Below are 21675 nucleotides of genomic sequence, written 5' to 3' on the forward strand. Positions count from 1 at the left end.
TTTGGGTGATATACAAAGCAAAAAAAAATTACTAAAATCAAAAAATAATTAATAATCAGCTAAAAGGAAAATCTATGGCAGCTATTGCAGGAAGTGTAAAAAGTTTATCAAACGGAATATTTCATGTTAAAGATGAAAATGGAAATATAAAGGTTTTACAAGTAGGTGATACTATTTATGAAAAAGATACAATATACGGAGATGACTCAAACACAGCTTCATCAAATATAGAGATTGAACTTTCAGGAAATGATGTAATCGTTTTAAGTGAAGGTCAAAAACAATTAATTGATTCATCCTTGATTGAAAAAGCATTTGGAACAGAAGAGTTGTATTTTACAAGGGAAGGTTTAAATCTAAACCCTGATGAATACAGAGCTCAAGAAGATGTTGTAAGTGATTTAAGAGATGCAAAATTCAAAGATGAAAACTCAAAAGCTATAGATGAAAATGCAAAAGACGATAACCAAGACTCTAATAAAGATGTAACTAAACAAGAGACAGCCGAAGGGGAAGAAGAAGTTGAAGATGAAACTGTAGCTGAAGCTCAGTTTCAAGCAAGAGACGGTGATCAAACAAATGTAGAAAGTGATTTAAGGGATGCAACTTTTAGAGCTAGAACACAAAACTATATAGATAGAGATTTATTTAAAAGTGAGTCTGATGATAGATTAAGTTTTGATAATGGAAGTTCTTTAGACTCTTTTAACTCTACAACTCCTGTAACTCCAACTACTCCACCAAGAGCCTCTTCTTCTACTAGACCTGAAGCCCCTGAAAATGAAGATACTCCTGAAACAAATATTGACTCTTCTACACCACCTCCTACAATAATTGCCCAATTAAGTATTAATGATACAACAGCTTATGAGAGTGAAGGTTATTTAGTTTTTACCGTAACTTTAGATACGGAAGTAAATACAGATGTTACATTCTCTTATGTTACTTCACAACTTACTGCAACTTCAGGGCTTGATTACACAGATCAAAGCGGAACAATTACCATCCCTCAAGGAAGTACAAGCGTAACTATAAGAGTTCCAATAACAGATGACTATTTATCTGACAGCGGTGAAACAATGAAAATTACAGTTTCAAATGTTGTAGGTAATGCAGAGATTACTAAACCAGTAGGTATAGGAACAATTCTTGATAATAGTGACTCTTCAAATCCTGCTAATGAACCAAACGGTTATGAAGATACAGATACCGTATATGCCATTATTGAAGGTCCTGCTAGTGTAAATGAAGGTGATACAACTACAGAGTATACAGTTAAATTAGTTGATAAAGACGGCAATCTTGTAATTGTAACAGAAGATACTGAAGTAGTAGTAAAATATACAAATACAACAACACAAGATGGTGACACCCAATATAATAACAATGAAGAGATTACGGTAACAATAACAGCAGGAAATTCATCAAGTAGTTTCACAGTAGATACTATTTCTGACGCTAATAAAGAAGATGATGAAATCTACAATTTAGAAATTACAGATGTGGAAAATACAGGTGAGTTTGAAAATGTAAAAATTGGTGATACAGAGGGTAATCATAAAGATGTTGATACTACAATTTATGATACCACAAGCTCAAATCCTGAAACAGGTGATGAGACGGTAAAAATTGTACTTGTTGCGGTAACTTCAGCAACAACTACAATAGCAGATATAACAAATTCAGACGGTACTTTAAAGATAGATAATACTAATTCTACTCCTGAAAGCGGAAAACTTTATTATATGGCAGTTGCAGTAGATAGTGAGGGTAAACCTTTGACTACCCAAGATGGAACTGTCGATATTACTTACGGCATCACAAGTGATACTTTAGATAAAGATGCAACATCGGGAACTGATTATGATAATACAACTGTTACAAATGTAAATATAGGAGAAGTATTTGAAGTCTTGACAAATGATGATTATCTAGCAGAGGGTGATGAAAACTTTACCGTAACAATATCAAATCAGTCAGGTACTTCTTATGAATCACCGTCAATTGATACATCAAATGATACTGTAACTTCAACTATTACCGATAATCCAGCAAATGATACGACAAAAGATCCTCAAGAGACTCCAAGTGAGCCTAGCGATCCTGATAATCCAACTAGCGGTAATAGTTATGGAGATGAAGATACACTATATGTAAAAATTACGCAAAACGACTCTGTATATGAAGGAAACACTTTAACTCATACTGTTACTTTAGTAGATAAAGACGGAAATCCTGTTACGGTTGCAGCAGGAGAGACTATTACTATTACTCTATCTTACAGCAATGATACAAGTGAAAATGCTGATTATAGCGGTAGTACAAAAGTAACCCAAGTAACTATCACAGAAGGAAACTCTACTGTTGATGTGGAAAATCTTGCAATAGATGATTTTGTCGTAGAGGGAAATGAAAATTATACTTTAACCATAACAGATGTATCTCAATCAAATGATACTTATGAAAATGTGGCTATTGATACAGATAACAATAGCGTAACAGGTGAGATAAAAGATGGTGTAAGTTTGGGAGTTCCTAACAATGCGGCGGTAGATGAAGATGATTTTGATATTACAGTTGTTAATAATAAAATTACTGATACACAGTTACTTAATGTTGTTTCTCCAAATGAAGATAATAGTTACAAACTGCTTTTTGTAGATAATGTTGTAAGCAAAGACCCGGATACAAACACTTCTATTACTTTAACATCAAATGGTCAAAATATAACTTTTAATTACTCAACAGAGGGAAAAATTATTGCAACAAGAACAGGGGATAATAAAGTTGTATTCGAGATAACACTTAATAAAAACACAGCAGGTGGATCAAATGATAGTTATACATATACACAATATGAAAATATAGATCATCCCGATACCAATAGTGATGATAATGTTGTACTTACTTTTGAATATAAAATTGAAGACCAAGGAGAAACAAGTGATTCTCAAAGCTTTACTGTAACAGTAAATGATTCAATGCCATCGTCTGATAGTCAAAATGTAACATTAAATGAAGATAATTCTAAGTTGATTGTAATTAGTGATGAATCATTTTTAAACGGGGAGATAAGTATTAGCAATGATGGTGGTTCTAATTATGAAACATTAAATACAACGACAAATCAAACAATAGATATTTTTGATAACTTAACTGATAAAGTAAAAGTCGGTACATTAACAAATAACGGTGACGGTACATTAACTTTTACGCCGGAGCCTAATTACAGTGGTGCAACGGCAGGTTTTTCTTACGGTGTAAGTGACAATGACGGAGATAGTGCAAGTTCAAGCGTAACTATAACTGTAAATCCAATTGCGGATAAACCTGATATGAATGGGGCAAATACCGGCTTAAATGAGAGTACGATTTTAACTACTCCACAAGTTTTAGAAGATAATAATAATGCCAGTGCTGAAGAGAGTACAACAGATTATACTGCTGAAATTGGATTAATTTTACCTCAAATTAGTGATAACAGCGATTATACAACAGATGCAGCTAATGATGACCAACCTGAAAAATTAGGTCTTATTACCCTAAGCAGTTCTACTGGTAGCACTATTATTGCAAATGGTGTAGAGTATGATTTAAGTGCAGGCTCAATTCAAATTTATATTACAAATGACCCTGATAATTACCATTATAGCGGTATTGATACAACAGGTGTTGTTCAACTTACCCAAGCTCAATTTGAGGCAATATTTGTAGTCTTTGAAAAAGATGATGCAACTAATCCTTTATTTACCGTTTCAGTGGATGAATATGAGGTAAATGACGATGATACTATTGATACTTCCGTAACAAAAGCAACTAATTCACAAGATTATGAAGTAGATATTTTAGCCGTAACTGACCCTGTTACATTAGAATGGAATAGTAATACTGATTCAAGTTCAAATGATTTAGGTAGTTATACTAGCGATACTTTTACTTTTGATGCTGTTGATGAAGGGTATGGAACTATTGATTTAAAATCTCTTCTTACGAATACAAATGGATTAGAAACTGACAGTGACGGAGATTTAGACGGTAGTGAAAAAAGAAGTTATATAATTACAGGTATTCCTGAAGGTACTATTGTAACTTTAGGAGGGAAAAGTGTAGCAGCTGATTCTACAGGAACCGTAACTATTGATTTTCCTGATAATACAGAAGATGATCCAGCGTTTACTATGACTATAGCTGAACAGTTTAGTGGAACTATAAGTGGAACTATTACACTAAATGTAACAGATACGGATGATGACTCAACAGGAACAATAAGTACTGAAAGTGCAACTGTTAGTTTTACTATGACAGTAAATCCCGTAGCAGATCAAGTAACACTTAAAGTAGCCCAAGCTCAAGGCTTAGAAGATGCAGGAAGAACTAACAGTAACGATGAAAATGTTGATGCAGATGTTATAGATGCTCCAGAAGATGGTATTGAACTATATATCAATGTAATCTCTGATGATAATAAAGATATAGAGGGAGCAGAAACAACAGATGAAAAAGAGGAGTATAACGTAACTATCAGTGGTATTCCCGATGGTGGTTCTTTATATGTTTATGATAATAGCAGTTCAAACTGGAAATTAGTTACTGTTTCTAGTGACGGGACAACAGTAACTATTGATGGAGTTACTGCAACAAGTTCGGGTGATATTACAGTAGATGCATCGGCAGACGGTACATACTCAGTAACCATAAACGACTATCAAAATGATAATTTACCTAAATTTATTCCTCCTTATAATAGTGATGAAAATTATACTTTTGATATAAGTGCAGTATCTTTTGATGCTCCTGACACATCAATTGCTCAAACACTTCAAATTGATGTAACAGTCGACGCAGTTGCAGATATACCTGTAAATGATAATTTAGCAACTACAACTGCTACAGATGATAATAGTCAGTCAAACAGTTTTAATCTTGTATCAACTGAAGATACAACTATAAATCTAAAAAATATTTTTAGTACACCTGCTATTTTAGATTCAAATGACCTATCAACAGAAGACGATTCTGAAACATTAACTTTTAAAGTTACAGGATTAGCAGAAGGCTTTAGTATCAGTGGAGCTACATTTATAGGAGGTACAGGTACAGATAGAATTTGGCTTGTAGATAAAACAGCACTTAACAATAATGAAGTTACTCTTTCTACACCTACAAATTATGCAGGTGAAGTTGATTTTAAAGTGCAGTTTGTAACAACAGAAGATGCAGGAGATAGTAAAACACATGATGTAAAAGATGTTAGTATTATGATAACACCTGTCGCAGAAGGTATTATTGCATCTAGTGATACTCAAAATGAAGATGAAGAAAAAGTGCTTAATTTTGGATTTAGTACGCCGGATACAGATGGTGAAACGGCAGGTATAGAGAGTTTAGAAAGTTTTAGTATTGATATGAGTACAGTTCCTGCAGGTGTAACTTTAGTGGGGTCTGTTAGCGGTACATTAAGCGGTAGTGGATATGTATCTCTTAATATTACAAACGGTGTACCTGAAACAGTAACAGCAATTTTAAGTGAAGATAGTGATATAGATTATAGTTTTAATATCTCTTACTCATACAAAGATGTCGCAATTGATAATGAAGGAAATACTTATACTGATACAAAAACCGTAACAAATCAACTTTACAGTGTAACGGTTAATGCTATTACCGATGATATTAATTTGGATCTGAGTACAACTATTGGAACAAACAATAGTGTTGACGGTTCAGGAAATATTACTGTATCAGGAAACGGTACTTTTACAAAAACATTATTAGTAACAGGAATTGATAGTGACGGAAGAGGTAATGCCGATATAGATGGTTCAGAAGAGTTTACAAGAGTAACAGTTTCAGGTGTTCCTGAAGGTATTACTGTTGTAGGTGGAATTTATGCAGGAGATACAGGTGGCGGAAACTATTCTGGATATTGGTATGTAGATGTTCCAAATGAAGCTTTAGATAATGACGGGGCAACATATGATTTGGTATTTAATGTCGACGGAAGTTTTTCGGCAGAACAGATAAATGTACCGTATAATATAACAGTTACGGCATATAATCAAGAAAAAAACAATGATGTTGAACAATCGGATTCACAAAGTTTTACGTTAACAATAGATCAATTAATAACAGGACCAGGACCTGGAGTTCCTGCAACTATAACAGCATTTTACCAAGACATTGACCAAGATAATCTCTTTGGTGCAAGTAATATAGACTCTTCTGATCACGGTTATGAAGTAAGTACAACAACAAATACGACTATAACTGATAGTGATGCTTATGAAGGAAGTGTAGTAAGAGAAGATACTCAATTTAAACTAAGTGATGTAATTCATGTTGAAACAGATGTCGGAACTGCAACAAGCCAAGCATTTTCTATTACTCTTAAAAATATTCCTGAAGGTGTTGAGGTAGATGGAATGACCCTTAATGCTGAAGGTTTTTATACAATAAGCGGTTCAGGAGACCAACTAGCAATAGTGGGTATATTACAATCTATTTTAATTACTCCTGTTGTTAATGCAAATACCGATGCAAATGATATTAGTAATACTACTCTAAATTTTGATATTGAGCTTACTACTTATGCAAACGGTGGAGCGTCAAATTCTGCACTTATTAATTTTAGTGCTTCTGTTCTTCCTGTAACAGATGAAATGACTTTAACTGTGGTTAATGACGGACAAACAAATGAAGATGTGGCTCAATCATTAAGTATAACTTTAGATAATGATGCCGATGGAGTAAATACACAAATTATTGATGGAAAAGTCTATTTAAAACTTACAGAGTCATATTCAGATTCACAAGGAACTGATGGAACTAGCGGAACACTCTCTTATAACGGAAGTATAATAACAGCTACAGCCGTAAGCGGTGTTACAGGACTTACTAATGGAGATTATTATGTAATAGAAAATGTAGAGTACAATGACACTTTAGATCTTACATATACGCCGGCTTCAAATAGAGACGGTAATATTACGGTTGATGTTTATGTAAATAATAAAGAGAGTGAAAACTGGACCTCTTATGATACAGATATAATAACTACCCATAAAACAATCTCTTTTACGGTAGATGAAGTTGCAGACGGGTTTACTTTAAACAGCGGTGCAACAATAAGTGGAACTGAAGATGAATTGGTAATGTTAGATATTACTCTTACAAGTGCTGACTCTTCTGAATCTCTATCTTCTGTATCTGTTTCAGGATTACCTGACGGATTCTTAATCTATTATGGAGAGTTAAATAACGGTAGTGATAAAGTTTTGGCAAACAATCTAGGAGTTAGTGGTACTACAACAATTCAGTTAACATACGGTGTTGATGAAACAGTAGATGTGAATAGATGGAATATCCCTTTAAATGCGGGGCAACTTCCTTCTTATATTTGGGTACAAACTCCTGAAAACTGGAGTGGAGTGATTCCTGATTTATCAATAATTGCAGTTGATGAAAATGGAAATATTTATCCTGAAACAATAGCTTCAGGAACTATTTCCCCTGTTGTAGATAGTTTAACTCTAAATGCAACACAAACCTTTGGAAAAGAGGGTGAAGATACGCTTCTTAACCTAAATGCAAATGTGGAAGACCTTGACGGCAGTGAAACTGTTACTCTTACTTTACATGGATTCGGTGACGGTGATGCAAACTTTAAAGCAAGTGGTGAAGCAATTTCAAGTAATTATGATTTAGGAACAGATACTTATACTATTGAAGGTATTAGTGTAGATGATATAAATGCTTTAACTGTAACTTATCAATCATTAAGTAGCACATCTATTAGTGTAACTGCTAAGATGATTGAAAGTGACGGAAATGAGTCAAGTATTGTAAACGATTCATTTAATATCTCAATTGCCCAATCAGTTCCTTCAGGAGGAGATGATACTTTATTATTAAAAGACGGTATCTCTTTTGACGGATTAGATGGAATTGACACTTTAGTTTTAAACGGTAAAACATTAGATGCAAGTTTAGTTTCAAATATAGAGATTTTAGATTTAGATGCGGGTGATAACAGCCTAGCTTTAAGTCTTGATGATGTTTTGGATATGACAGATTCTAATAATGAGATAAAAATAGTCGGAGATAGTAATGATAGTTTCTCTCTTGATAAATCAGGTTGGACACAAGGAAGTGTCGTAGACAACGGAGATAATACGACATATCAATATAGTGATGGAACAAACACCGTAAAATTGACAGTTGATGAAAATATTAATACGAGTGGTTTATAAAAAATGAAAGAGATAGTTTTTTATCTCTTTTATATTTAGATAAAATGTTTGTATGAAAGTTTTTATAATCATCTTATTTTTAATCTTTTCAAATTTATCTGCTGATTTTAGTAGTGAAAGCCTAATAAAAAAAGTGGAGAAAAAATATAATCGTTTTGCAAAAAACAGATTTATTGCATTAAACAAGATGATAAAGATTGCATCAAAAAAAGATGAATTGGGGAAATTGGAAAAAGTGAATGATTTTTTCAATAATGTCCCTTATGCAGAGGACAGAGATATTTACGGTGTAAGTGATTATTGGGCAAACCCCTATGAATTTTTAGGAAAAGACAGAGGCGATTGCGAAGATTATGTCATAGCTAAATATTTTGTTTTAAAATATTTGGGAGTCTCTACTAAAAAAATGTTTTTAAGTTACGTAAAACGTGAGGATTCTAAGAGTGCTCATATGGTTCTATTATACTTTAATACACCGTCTTCGGAACCTTTGGTCTTAGACAGCATTGTTAAAAAAATATTTCCGGCTTCAAAAAGGATGGATTTAAAACCTATATACAACTTTAACCCTGATATTTTAAAAAATGGGAAGAAAACATCTGCTCATAGAAAATGGGACAGATTATTAAAAAATTTTATGGAGAATAAGATATGAGTCTATTTAAACAAATTTCAATTTTATTATCAATTGTTTTTACAATACTATTTTTATTGATAGTAAATATAAGTTTTAATGAAATAAAAGATTCTGCACAAAAATCACTATACCAAAATATTCAAAACAGTGTTTCGAATATAAGTCTGTCTATTACAAATGCAAATGCGGATGTAAGCGCTATAAAAACAGTTCTGAATGCAAGCTTTGACAATGGAAATTATGAAAAAATAGTTTTCAAAGATGTAGATGAAAAGATAATATATGAACGAACTAAAAATGAGGAAATCTCTCAAAATGAAATTCCTTCTTGGTTTCTAAATCTTGTAAATATCAAAGAGGTTTCTTCCTCTTCAACAATATCACAAAACTGGATGGTTTTAGGAACACTAGAAATTTTTGCAGATAGGGAAGTGTTTTATACTCAAATGTATAAAATATTTTCAAGCCTGATAGTTACTCTTGTAGTAACATTTATTCTGTTTTTAGTTATCTTGGCATTAACTCTTAAATCAATTTTAAAACCCTTACTTATGATAAAAGAGCAGAGTGACTCTATTTTAGAAAACAAATTTATTTTTCAAGATAAACTACCTTTTACTTTAGAGTTTAAAAGAGTAACCTTAAGTATAAATAATATGGTTGAAAAAATTCAAAATATTTTTGAACATGCAAATGAAATTTTAAGAAGAAATAGGGAACTTATTTATATTGACGAACTGACAAAACTTTATAATCGTAATTATCTTGTTTTAAAAACAAGTGAGTTTTTAGAAGAAAACAGCGTAAATCATTCAGGCTTCGTAATTTCAATAGTTTTAACAAGAATAGATTTGTTGAATAAAAAAATAGGATATGAAAAAGTAGATAAGTTATTTATTGAGATATCGAATATTATAAAAGGGTTGGTTTTTCTTGAGGAAGCTAACATTATAGCAAGGACAAAAGCCTCTGAGTTTATGATTGTTTTACCAAGAGTTAAAGAGAATGAAGCAGAAGATATTGCTAAACAGTTATCCACAAAATTAAAAAACTTATTGATAAATATAGAAGATGAAGATATAAAACTATATATGGCTCTTTGTAGTTTTAAAGATGAAAAAAATTACAGCGAACTGCTTACAAAAGTTGATTCGGCTCTTAGACAGGCAAAATTATCAAGCCAAAAAGATTACTATTATTTAAAAAGTAGTGAAGTATATGAAGTAAAAAAGAACTTTAGTAAAATTCTTGATTTGGCAAAAGAGAATGAACAATTTAATATTTTATATAAAGATGTAATTTCCCTTGATTCAAAAGATATAATATATGAAACCGTAAGTTTTGAAATTAAAACAAAAGATAAAACTTACTCTTATAATGAATTTATTTCCCATGCAATAGAATTAAATTTATTAGAAGAGGTATATTTAAAAGTTATAGAAAAAATATTAAATTTAAATACATCCAATAAAAAGCTCGCCCTTGAGATTCCAAATAATTTTATCAAAAACCTTCCTTTTGAAAAACTTAGGAAACTTTTTAATGAACAATACGGTTTACAAAATATAATTTTTGAAATAGAAGAGGAATCTTTTGTAAAATATAGTTCTAACAGTGCTTTATTTATTGATATTCTTAAAGATTATGATTTTAATATTGCAGTTTATAATTTTATGGGAATAAGTGAAGATTATAATTATTTAAATATGAAAAAACCTGAATATATAAAAGTAAATAAAAACTTTTTAAAGTTAAGTGAAAACTTTGATGCTTTAAATATTATAAATAAATCATTAAGTGTGAAATTAATTGTAACTTCAATTAATGATGAAGAAGATTTAAATATAGCGAAAAATAAAAATGTAAATTTTATCTCTGGAAAAATCACAAAACATATTGTTTGATTTCTCTTTCCCTTCCTGATATTTTTAACTAATAAAGAATATATTAATTAATTATTTATTAAACTTCTTGTTTTAATAAGAAGGAGAAACTATGTATAAAAATATTGTTGTTAAGATAAGTTTATTATCTTTATTCTTGTTGTTTTCAGGTTGTGTTCAAAATCAAGTATCATTAAAAAACAATAGCTCTGCTTGTAATGTTGTTTTTTCTAAGGGAAATGGACAAAAATATGATTTAAAAGACATAAGATCTTTTGTTGCAAATGAAATTAGACCGGAATTAATTGACACAGACAAAGAGTTTCCTATCAATATAATAAAAGAGTGTAATGGAGTGAAAACTTCAAACATCATTACAATGAATGCCAAAAACTATTATTTAACTCAGGTAAACGGTCAAAAATTACCTTCTAAAATTGAGACATATAATAATGAACTAGCTCTTACAATCAGTCAAGAAAATTTTATAAATTTAATCGACAATTTAAGAAAATATAAATTTGACACACCGGTGCCTGATTGGAATGACCAAACATATAAAGAAGTTGAAGATGTTTATTACAAACAAAAAACTTTGAAAATGATTGCTTTTGTATTGGCAGAATCTGCAAGATTTGAAGATGCAGCAATCGCTTTAGATAAAGTATTTAAAGAAAATTGTACCATTAGTTGGCATGATTTTAATGCTTTAGTGCACAATTGGAGAAACTCTTCGGATTATGTTACAGAAACAAGAACTCTATTGGACAAACAATATAAAGGTGGAGGACATTCTCATTTATATGCTCCCATAACAAGTAACCAAATAGAAAGTTTCGTAAAAGATTTACAAGACGGTAAAAATTACAATTTTTACCATAAAGCACCGTTTCTTGGTTATTATTATGAGTGTAAATAAACCTTTGAAAACTGATATTTGAGGGAAAATTAAATTTTCCTTCAAATAAACTTTAAATTATCTCTATTTTATACCCCGTATTATTTTGTGTCGTGATTAAATCTTTGTGCAGTTTGTTTCTAAGTCTAAAAAGTACGGATCTAAAAGCAGCATAACCTGCCGGTTCATCTTGCCATATTGCATACTCTATCTGTTCTTGAGATACATTATAACCTGCGCTGTTACAAAGTATTTTTATAATTTGAGTCTCTTTTTTTGTAAGTTTTACAGGTTCATCGCCGTAATATAAAATTTCAGTTTGTTTATCAAAAAGATATCCGTATTTGAGTTTTACGGTTCTTGATTTTTGCTCTTTTACTAGCTCTAATTGATGACTTAACGTTTTATTTATATTCTCAGCAGCGTCTAGTTCATGGTTTTTTTTCGTATCATCTTTAGATTTTTCCAAAGCAACTTCTATTGCAGCATGCAGATGGCTTTTTTTATAGGGTTTTAAAATATACCCGTAAGCCAGAGTTTCAGAAGCCTTTTTTATTGTTGATATTTCCGAGTTTGCCGTTAAAAAAACAACAGGTACGTTAGGAAGAGTGTTTTTTAATTCTCTTGCCAGTTCTATTCCTGTTGTAGGACCTTTTAGATAAATATCCATTAAAATCAAATCTGGAATTACACCCTCTTCAAGAAGTTTCATAGTTTTACATCTATTAGGTGCTACTCCACAAGGTTCATATCCTAACTCTTTTAATGTCTCTTTTAAATTTATTGCTATTATTGATTCATCTTCTACAATCAATATTTTTATTTTTTGCATTAATCTTCCCTCTGAGGAAAAATAATATTACATTCTAATCCCTCATTATTTCTAAAATTTATTGTTCCGTTTAACTGATCTTCTACAATCGAATGGATTAACTGCATTCCTATTGAATCTGTTTTATACAAAGAGTCAATATTCTCTAATCCTTTTCCGTTGTCTCCAATTTTTATATGTATATCTTTTTCTAATTTTTTTATATGAATATAGAGTAAATTGTCTCTATTCTCTTTAAAAGCATATTTTAAAGCATTTACGCAAAGTTCATGTAAAACCATACCTACTTGTATACATCTGTTAGTAGAAAATACTAATTGATCGATACTCAAATCAACTTTTAAGTAAGTATTGTTTGAGATATAAAGCTCTTTTATATCATCAATAAGTCTTTCAATATAATCTTCCAAATTTATATAAGCCAGATTTTCCCCTAAATATAAAAATTCATGAACTAGCGCCATTGTATTGATTCTGCTTCTACTTTGTTTTAAGATATCTTTGACTTCATTATCTTGAACTCTTCTATATTGCATTGTAAGCAAAGAAGATATTATTTCCATATTGTTTTTTACTCTATGATGTATCTCTTTTAATAAAATCTCTTTTTCATCAACTGATTTTTGCAGCTCTTGATTCATATTTGTGATTTTATTTCTATATTCCAGTCTTGGTGTAATATCTCTTCCAAATGCGCAGATATAATCTTTTCCAGCATGTCTAAACCCATGTCCTGTAACTTCTATATTTACAATAGTTCCGTCTTTTTTCTTTTGGGTTGTTTCCAAAGACCAATTTTTTGAAGAAGAAATTTTCTGCATTGTCTGTGCTGCCGTTTCTCTTGTAAAATTGGGATCCATTATTTCAAGCGGTTTACCTAAAAGTTCTTCTTTTTTATACCCAAGCATATTGCAAGCAGCATCATTTACATAAACAAATTTTGCATCAAGAGTAAACCAATATATGGCATCAACTGAGTTATCCAAGGCAAATTCGTAAGGGATAAGTCTCTCTTTGTCTTTATTTTGCAACTCTTTATATGCTTTGTCGATATTTTGTATTACTTTTTGCATGTGATTAATCATTAAATAAAGAATAGAGCCTGTAGAGATGATAAAAAGTATTGCAAAAGTTAAAGGTCCTTGATGTGTAAGATCATTATGCTCAAAAAAAATTGAGATTAATTTATCTAAAAAAACAACTCCCAAAAGACCGATAATTATATATGTAAGAGAAAAACTTTTTGCCAATCTGTTTTTATCCAATATATTATTTTTTATTTCATTTTTTAAATTCATAATCTTTTCACCTTTGTAAAAATTATAGCAAAAATTTTTATTTTGAATTAGTAATGCGAAAAAAAAGCGATATTTTTAACATATGATTCTTGCATTCTAGTTGGAAATAGGAGTTTTAAATGAACGAATTAATGCCAAATCAGAAGAAATTTGTGCAGATTATTAAAATACTAAATAATGGATTCGTAGAATTCTATTTTGCAGTTGGAGAGGTTGAAATGAACGTAGAGTTACTTTTACCTTATAAAGCTTTCATTGAATTTTGTCAAAACAACAGAGTCTCTTTTATAAATGAAGAGCAGGAAAAAGCCTTGGAAGTTAATAATAAAATCTGGAAATACGGACTTTAAAATATAAAGGAGAGAAGATGGAACTAAATATAGCAAATATAGAAATTGAGCCCAAAAGACACACCTTTGGGCATATTGCAAAAAGGTTTGGAGAGGATAGACCTGCCTCAAGATATGAAGAGGCAGTTTATGATGGGCAAGCAACGGAAAACTTCCATTATAGACCAACTTACGAACCTGAGTTTGAAATATATGACGTAAAAAGAACTGTAATAAAAATGGATGATTGGTATAAACTGCTTGATCCTAGAAAATTTCATTATATGACATATGTTTCAACAAGAGCAAATCAAAATGCGGCAAGTAAAAGAAATTTTGAACTTATTGAAGAGAGATTATTAACTCAAATGATTCCTGAAGATATAAAAGAGATAATTTATAATTATTTAACACCTTTAAGACACTATTTTTACGGAGTTAATCTAAATAATCTTTCAATAGTATCAAGAGGTTACGGAACGGCATTGAACTCTGCCTCTCTTTTTTATGCGTCTGATAGTTTGGGGAACTCTCAGCATCTTACGAAAATCGTTTTATTGTTATCAGATAACAATGTAGAAAGACTGGAAAAAGGGAAAAACGATTGGATGAATGATCCTAAATGGCAGCCTTTGAGAAAAACACTTGAAGATATTATGGTAGTAAAAGATCCTATTGAAATATTAGTTTCTCAAAATTTGATATTAAACGGATTACTTGTTCCTTTACTTATTACGCAATTTTCAAATACTTTAGTGCAAAACGGACATATAACTGTCTCACTGTTAACTGAATTTATTTCCCAGTTGCAGGAAGAATCAATAAAATGGTTGGATTCTATTGTAAAAGTGATGGCAGAGGAATCTGAAGAGAACAACAATATCTTATCTAAATGGTCAAAAAGTTATCTTTTAAAAGCAGATGAAGCGTTAGCTCCTTTGTCCGATTATAGTGACAATACAGATATTTTACCGCAGATTAGACTTGATCTTGAAAATAGATTAAAAAAGATTGGATTAAAAATTTAAGGAGAGATTATGTCAAAAAGTATTGCTTTGTTGTGTATTCAAGCAACAGATGAAGGAAGGACTATAGCAGAAGCTATAAAAGTTGATAATGAAGGTATTCAAATTACGAACAAACCTGCCATGATTCAAATTGAAAGGGAAGGTGAAATTGTAATCAAAGCAGATACCGTTTCTGATGCTTTGGGAAGAGATTGGGAACCTGAAGAGTTGCAGTTAATCTTAATCTCAACAGGCGGTCAAATTGATGAAGATGATGAACAATTCGTTGTTTATTGGAATAATTAAAAAGGAGAATATTATGAGTAGCAGTACAAGTCCCAGAAAAAAAAGATTAAGTAAAAAACAATCATATGAATATATGACAAGACTTGGTTGGGATACAACTTATCAAGATGAAAAAAAGGTTCACCCTTATTTAGAGTATGAGGGAATAAAAATACATGATTGGGACGCTTGGGAAGATCCTTTTAGAATGACTATGGAATCATATTGGAAACTTCAAGCTGAAAAAGATAAAAAGCTTTACTCAATTATAGATGCCTTTGCTCAAAATAACGGTCAAAAAAATATCACGGATGCAAGATATGTAAATGCCCTGAAAATATTTTTAACGGCAGTTACTCCAATTGAACATAATGTTGTAAGCGGATTTGCAAACGTAGCTAGACAATTTAAAGGCGAGGGGGCTACTATAGCTTGCCAGATGCAAGCAATAGATGAACTTAGACATTATCAAACCCAGGTTCATACAATAAGTCATTATAATAAATATTTTGACGGCTTTCATGATTATAGAACTATGTATGACCGAATCTGGTATCTGTCGGTTCCAAAATCTTTTGCCGATGATGGAAGCAGTGCAGGACCCTTTGAATTTATGATTGCCACAGGATTTGCTTTTGAGTTTGTTCTTACAAGTCTGCTTTTTGTTCCTTTTATGAGTGGTGCAGCATATAACGGAGATATGGCAACCGTAACTTTTGGATTTTCAGCTCAAAGTGATGAATCAAGACATATGACTTTAGGACTTCAAGCTGTAAAATTTATGCTTGAACAAGATGCCGACAATGTTCCAATTGTTCAAAGAATGATGGAAAAACAGTTGTGGAGAGGATATAGACTTTTATCTATAGTTTCTGCAATGATGGATTATATGTTACCTAATTCTCCAACTTCATGGGCTGAGGCAGTTGAACTTTATATAGAACAAAACGGTGTTGCTTTATTTAAAGATCTTGAAAAGTACGGAATAAAAATGCCTACTAAAATCTTAGATAAAATAATTGCGGAAAAAGAGCATGTTTCTCATCAATTATGGAAAACTTTGTATGTTCATTCAAACGCAACGGCTTTTCATACATGGATACCCGATGAAGATAAAATGAACTGGCTTAGTCAAAAGTATCCAAACACTTTTGATAAACATTACAGACCGATTCTTGAAGAGTATAAGAAAAAAGCAGAAAAGGGTGAAAGATATTACAGTGAAGCTCTTCCTTGTCTTTGTCAGACTTGTCAGCTGCCGCTTTTATTTACTGACGTAATGAACGGCAAACCAACTGTTTATACCCATGAAACTACGGAGTTCAACGGAGAAAAATTTCATTTTTGTTCCGATGAGTGTAAAAATATTTTTGAAAATGAACCGAAAAAATATGCTCAAGCCTGGTTACCTCCATATCAAATTTTTCAAGGTAATTGTGGAGGAGAAACAATACCCGAAGTTTTAAAATGGTACAAAATCGAAAACGCAGTTGATAACTTAGATTATGTAGGCTCTCCCGATGAAGCTATGTGGAACAAATTAAAAAATATATAAAGGATAAAAAATGGCAGTAAAATCAATAGGAGAATATCCTACAATTATGAAAGACAGCGTAGATAAGTTTCATGGAAATCAATTGGTTTTTATCTATTGGCATGCTCATTTTATGGAAGGGTCGGTAAAAGCTTTTGCTTTATCGCCTGATATGCCTTTTAGTGCAATTATGTCTGATATTATCCCTCTTTGTTACAAAGTCGAGCCTGATTTTGAAAAGCTTGATTTTGACAACACGGAAGTTATTTGGGAGATTGACGGAAAAGTTATAACACCTGATCCAAATAAAAGTTTAAAAGAGAATTCAATAGGGCATAAATCTTATATTCAATTTACCACACCTGCATTGGACGGTAAGATAGGAGCTTAACATGGGATATAAATTAGAAATAGAACCGACAGGCGATGTTGTAGAAGTTCAAGAGGGACAAACAATCCTTGATGCAGCTTTAAGACAAGGGGTATATCTACCTCACGCTTGTAATCACGGTCTTTGCGGTACCTGCAAAGTTGAAGTATTAGAAGGTGAGGTTGATTTAGGAGATGCTTCACCTTTTGCTTTAATGGATGTAGAAAGGGAAGAGGGATACTGTTTGGCTTGTACCGCAAGAGCTCTTGAAGATGTAGCAATAGAAGCAGATATAGATGAAGATTGTGATGCAAGATCAATACCCGTAAAAGATTTTATGGGTACGGTTATTGAATCTAAGATGTTGACTCCTAGGATACTTGGAGTTTGGATAGAGTTAGATGAAAAAATTGATTTTCAAGCAGGTCAGTATATAAATCTTCATGTTCCCGGATTTGATGAGCCTAGAGCTTTCTCTTTGGCAAATCAACCAAGTACACAAAAGATTATAGAACTGAATATAGGAATCATCCCTGATGGTGAAGCAACACCTTGGATACATAAAAATTTAAAAGTCGGAGACAGATACAAAATATCAGGTCCTTTTGGAAGATTTTTTGTAAAAAGAAGTGCCCAAAAACCTATGATATTTTTTGCAGGAGGTTCGGGGCTTTCAAGTCCAAAATCTATGATTTTAGATGAACTTGAAAACGGTTGTACGAAGCCTATTACTCTTTTTCACGGAGCAAGAAATCAAGAAGAACTGTATTATGCAGATATGTTTAAAAAGCTTGATGAAGAGTATGAAAACTTTAGATATATTCCCGTTTTATCAAATAATGAAGATGAAAATTGGAGCGGAGAAGTTGGATTTACAAATGAGGTGGCTAAAAAGTTTTATGATAAGTTTGAAGGAAACAAAGCCTATCTTTGCGGTCCTCCTATGATGAGTGAAGCTTGTATAACAACTTTGATGCAAGGAAGATTGTTTGAAAAAGATATTCATATAGAAAAATTCTTTTCAAAAGCGGATTTAAATGCACAAAACCAAAAGAGTCCTTTGTTTAAATCATTGTAATGCGGTATTAAAATACTGCATTACAACAACTCTATTTTATATCCCGTATTATTTTGATTTTTAATCAAATCTTTATGTATTTTATTTCTAAGTCTAAAAAGAAGTGATCTAAAAGCTGCATAACCTGCGGGTTCATCTTGCCAGATTGCATATTCTAACTGCTCTTGGGATACGTTTTGTCCCGGAGTGTGACATAAGATTTTTATTATTTTAATCTCTTTTAGCGTTAATTTTACAGGTTCGTCTCCAAAATATAAAATCTCTTTTTCTTTATCAAAAAGATAGCCGTATTTTAATTTTACGGTTCTTGATTTTGATTCTTTTTTCAGATCTAATCTATATTCCAATGTTTTATTTATATTTTTTATCGAATTTAAATCAAAATTGTTTTTTTTATCCTCTTGTGCTTTTTTTATAGCAATCTCTATTGCAGCTTGAAGATGGCTCTTTTTATAAGGTTTTATCAAATATCCGTAAGCCAAAGTTTCGGAAGCTTTTTTTATAGTCGACAACTCTGAGTTTGCGGTTAAAAATATAACGGGTGTGTTTATCAAAATATCTTTTAATTCATTTGCCAGTTCTATTCCCGTAGTCGGACCTTGAAGGTATATATCCATAAGTATTAAATCAGGCAGGATATTTTTTTCATTTAAAAGTTTCATTGTGTTACAACGGTTGTTTGCAATACCGCAAGGTTCGTATCCAAGTTCACTTAATACCTGTTTTAAATTCAAAGCAATTATAGGTTCATCTTCGACTATTAAAATTTTTATTTTACTCATTTTACCTCCTTTTTAGGAAATATAATACTACACTCTAATCCACTATTGTTCTTAAACTCTATTGTTCCGTGAAGTTGAAAATCAACTATTGATTCGATTAGTTGCATTCCTATAGAATCAGATTTTCTAAGTTTATCCAAATCTTTCAACTCCTCACCGTTGTCTTTTATTATTACATGAATATTCTCATCTTCGATTTTCATACGAAGATATAAAAGATTTTTTCTATTACTTTTAAAAGCGTATTTAAAAGCATTTACGCAAAGTTCGTGCAAAAGCATACCAACTTGAATACATCTATTTATAGAAAACTCCATTTTATCAATACTCAAATCAACTTCAATTTGCGTATTATTTGAGATATAAAGCTCTTTTATATCGTCAACAAGTCTTTCTATATACTCATTTACGTTTATATAAGCCAAGTTTTTTCCTAAATATAAAAACTCATGTACTAAAGCCATAGCATGAATTTTGCTTCGGCTCTCTTTCATCTGCTCTTTAAACTTTTCATCTTCTGATTTATATGCTTGCATATTAAGTAATGAAGAGATAATTTCCATATTGTTTTTTACCCTGTGATGAATCTCTTTTAATAAAATTTCTTTCTCTTTTACCGATTTTTGAAGCTCTTCATTCATCTTTGTAATTTTATTTCTATTCTCTATTCTTTGGGTCATATCTCTGGCAAAAGCGCAAATATACTCTTTGCCGTTGTAGATAAAGGCATGACCTGAAACTTCTACAGGGTAGGTCGTTCCGTCTTTTCTTCTATGGGTTGATTCGATTCTCCAGTTTGGAATAGTTCTAATATCATTCATACATAAAGGAGAAGTCTCTCTGGTAAAATTAATATCAACATCTTCTAAATACATATTCTCAAACTCCTCTTTCGTATAACCGTCCAATTTACAGGTTGCTTCATTTACATAAGTAAATTTTCCTTCAAGAGTAAACCAATGAATGGCATCAACAGAGTGGTCCAAGGCAAACTCGTAAGGAGCAAGTCTGTCTTTCTCTTTTTGTTTTAAATCGTTATAGGCTTTTTCTATATTTCTAATAACTTTTTGCATATGATTAATCATAAAATAAAGAAGAATCCCCGTAGAGATAATAAACAATAACCCAAAGGTAAAAATTCCGTTTTTGCTGACATCATTATGTTCAAAAAATATCTGAACTAATTTATCTAAAAAAAGTAAACCTATAAATCCCGTAAAAACGTAAGAGAAAGAGAATCTTCTAGCTATTTTGTTTTTATTAAAAAAATATTTTCCAAAACTAAACATTTACACCACCTTTGCAAAATTATATCATAGAAACTTTTCTTAGTTAAATGCCGCGAATATTTCGCGAATAATTTTTTATATACTCCCCAAAGATTAAAAGAGGAGTTTTATTTGAAAAAAAGAGTAGGAGTTATCGGAGTAGGAAATGTAGGGGCAACTATAGCTTATAATTTAGCCCTAAAAGAGTCTTGTGACGAGATTTTATTAAAAGATATAAGAGAAGATTATACAAAAGCCGTTGCTTTGGATATCTCTCAAGCTTCATGTGCAATTAATTCAAAAACCAAAATAGAAGAAGTATCAAATAATGCAGATTTTAAAGAGTGCAATATTATCGTAATAACAGCGGGAATTGCCAGAAAGCCTGGAATGAGCAGAGATGATCTTCTTCTTACAAATGCAGAAATTATGAAAAATATAATAGAAGAGATTGCTAAACTAAACAAAGATGCAATAATTATTATAGTTTCAAACCCTTTGGATGCCATGGTATATACGGCTTTAAAAATTTCCAAATTCCCAAGAAAGAGAGTTTTAGGTATGGCAGGTATTTTAGACAGTGCTAGAATGAGCTATTTTATACAAGAAAAACTGGGTAAAAAAGATATTCAAGCTTTAGTTTTAGGAGGACATGGAGATGAAATGGTTCCTTTAATAGACTCTACAAAAGCAGACGGTATCTCTATTTCAAAACTGCTTTCACAAAAACAGATAGATGAAATTATAGAAAAAACAAAAAACGGCGGAGTAGAAATCGTAAAGCTTTTTAAAACAGGCTCTGCTTATTATGCCCCAGCTCATTCGACACTGCTTATGATTGAAGCAATTTTAAATGATGAAAAAAAGATATACCCTTGTGCCGTTAAACTAGAAGGGGAATACGGCTTTAAAGATACGGTTACGGGAGTTCCCGTTGTTTTAGGTAAAAACGGAGTTGAAAAGATTGTTGAATACAAACTTAGCTTAGCTGAACAAAAAGCTTTCGCAACTTCGATTAAGAGTGTAAATACTCTTATAAACAAAGTAGAAAAGTATATAAAATAGAGGAATTGTCCCTTTTTTACGGTGTTTAAGAAATCAATATTTGAAATTATTATCATTTTTTAAAAATACTCTTTTTTGCGATTATTCTGCGAATTTTTTTTTGTAAAGTTTGAACAGTTAAAAAGTTTATCAGCTTTTTAAAATTTCAAGGAAAGGAACA

15 protein-coding genes are annotated in these 21675 nt (G+C 31.4%); 11 read left to right on the top strand and 4 right to left on the bottom strand.

Annotation, left to right across the window (positions count from 1 at the left end):
- Positions 1 to 74 precede the first annotated feature (74 nt).
- The 4 genes from AANAER_RS06185 (at position 75) to AANAER_RS06200 (ending at position 11688) form a co-directional block, all read left to right on the top strand.
- Positions 75 to 8249 (top strand): Calx-beta domain-containing protein, encoded by an 8175-nt coding sequence (locus tag AANAER_RS06185; protein ID WP_129082682.1) that lies wholly within the window; start codon positions 75 to 77, stop codon positions 8247 to 8249.
- A gap of 52 nt (positions 8250 to 8301) precedes the next feature.
- Complete coding sequence (locus AANAER_RS06190; protein WP_129082681.1) at positions 8302 to 8904, top strand: transglutaminase-like cysteine peptidase; 603 nt, start codon at positions 8302 to 8304, stop codon at positions 8902 to 8904.
- A complete protein-coding gene (locus AANAER_RS06195) occupies positions 8901 to 10790 on the top strand; it encodes a bifunctional diguanylate cyclase/phosphodiesterase (protein WP_129082680.1) in 1890 nt (629 codons plus the stop codon). The genes AANAER_RS06190 and AANAER_RS06195 overlap by 4 nt, the downstream gene beginning before the upstream one ends.
- Before the next feature lie 91 nt (positions 10791 to 10881).
- Positions 10882 to 11688 (top strand): hypothetical protein, encoded by an 807-nt coding sequence (locus tag AANAER_RS06200; protein ID WP_129082679.1) that lies wholly within the window; start codon positions 10882 to 10884, stop codon positions 11686 to 11688.
- Positions 11689 to 11740: 52 nt separating this feature from the next.
- On the opposite strand, the gene AANAER_RS06205 is transcribed toward AANAER_RS06200, so the two are convergent.
- Both AANAER_RS06205 and AANAER_RS06210 read right to left on the bottom strand, forming a co-directional pair.
- On the bottom strand, positions 11741 to 12499 hold the full coding sequence (locus tag AANAER_RS06205) for a response regulator transcription factor (protein WP_129082678.1): 759 nt from the start codon (positions 12497 to 12499) through the stop codon (positions 11741 to 11743).
- The gene (locus tag AANAER_RS06210) at positions 12499 to 13797 is read right to left on the bottom strand and encodes a sensor histidine kinase (protein WP_129082677.1); all 1299 of its coding nucleotides are present in this window, start codon (positions 13795 to 13797) and stop codon (positions 12499 to 12501) included. Before AANAER_RS06210 ends, AANAER_RS06205 begins: the two co-directional genes overlap by 1 nt.
- A 119-nt stretch (positions 13798 to 13916) precedes the next feature.
- On the opposite strand from AANAER_RS06210, the gene AANAER_RS06215 reads away from it, so the two are divergent.
- Genes AANAER_RS06215 through AANAER_RS06240 form a run of 6 tightly spaced genes read left to right on the top strand, consistent with a single transcriptional unit; the run spans position 13917 to position 18400 of the window.
- Positions 13917 to 14147, top strand: a complete 231-nt coding sequence (locus tag AANAER_RS06215) for a phenol hydroxylase subunit (RefSeq protein ID WP_129082676.1) — start codon at positions 13917 to 13919, stop codon at positions 14145 to 14147.
- Positions 14148 to 14164: 17 nt separating this feature from the next.
- Complete coding sequence (locus AANAER_RS06220) at positions 14165 to 15154, top strand: ferritin family protein (protein WP_129082675.1); 990 nt, start codon at positions 14165 to 14167, stop codon at positions 15152 to 15154.
- Positions 15155 to 15163: 9 nt separating this feature from the next.
- Positions 15164 to 15439 carry an MmoB/DmpM family protein gene (locus AANAER_RS06225; RefSeq protein ID WP_129082674.1) on the top strand — a complete coding sequence of 92 codons (276 nt, stop codon included), beginning with the start codon at positions 15164 to 15166 and terminating at the stop codon, positions 15437 to 15439.
- 13 nt (positions 15440 to 15452) lie between these two features.
- On the top strand, positions 15453 to 16973 hold the full coding sequence (locus AANAER_RS06230; protein ID WP_129082673.1) for a YHS domain-containing protein: 1521 nt from the start codon (positions 15453 to 15455) through the stop codon (positions 16971 to 16973).
- 10 nt (positions 16974 to 16983) lie between these two features.
- The gene (locus tag AANAER_RS06235) at positions 16984 to 17343 is read left to right on the top strand and encodes a phenol hydroxylase subunit P4 (RefSeq protein WP_129082672.1); all 360 of its coding nucleotides are present in this window, start codon (positions 16984 to 16986) and stop codon (positions 17341 to 17343) included.
- Position 17344: 1 nt separating this feature from the next.
- Positions 17345 to 18400, top strand: a complete 1056-nt coding sequence (locus AANAER_RS06240; RefSeq protein WP_129082671.1) for an NADH:ubiquinone reductase (Na(+)-transporting) subunit F — start codon at positions 17345 to 17347, stop codon at positions 18398 to 18400.
- Positions 18401 to 18420: 20 nt separating this feature from the next.
- On the opposite strand, the gene AANAER_RS06245 is transcribed toward AANAER_RS06240, so the two are convergent.
- Both AANAER_RS06245 and AANAER_RS06250 read right to left on the bottom strand, forming a co-directional pair.
- Positions 18421 to 19182, bottom strand: coding sequence for a response regulator (locus AANAER_RS06245; protein ID WP_129082670.1), 762 nt, complete (start codon positions 19180 to 19182; stop codon positions 18421 to 18423).
- The gene (locus AANAER_RS06250; protein ID WP_129082669.1) at positions 19179 to 20471 is read right to left on the bottom strand and encodes a sensor histidine kinase; all 1293 of its coding nucleotides are present in this window, start codon (positions 20469 to 20471) and stop codon (positions 19179 to 19181) included. Before AANAER_RS06250 ends, AANAER_RS06245 begins: the two co-directional genes overlap by 4 nt.
- Positions 20472 to 20582: 111 nt before the next feature.
- Between AANAER_RS06250 and AANAER_RS06255 the strand changes: the two genes are divergently transcribed.
- Complete coding sequence (locus tag AANAER_RS06255) at positions 20583 to 21515, top strand: malate dehydrogenase (RefSeq protein ID WP_129082668.1); 933 nt, start codon at positions 20583 to 20585, stop codon at positions 21513 to 21515.
- Positions 21516 to 21675: the final 160 nt, after the last annotated feature.

Origin of the sequence: Halarcobacter anaerophilus, from assembly GCF_006459125.1 — a bacterium.
In the GTDB taxonomy this organism is placed as follows: domain Bacteria; phylum Campylobacterota; class Campylobacteria; order Campylobacterales; family Arcobacteraceae; genus Halarcobacter; species Halarcobacter anaerophilus.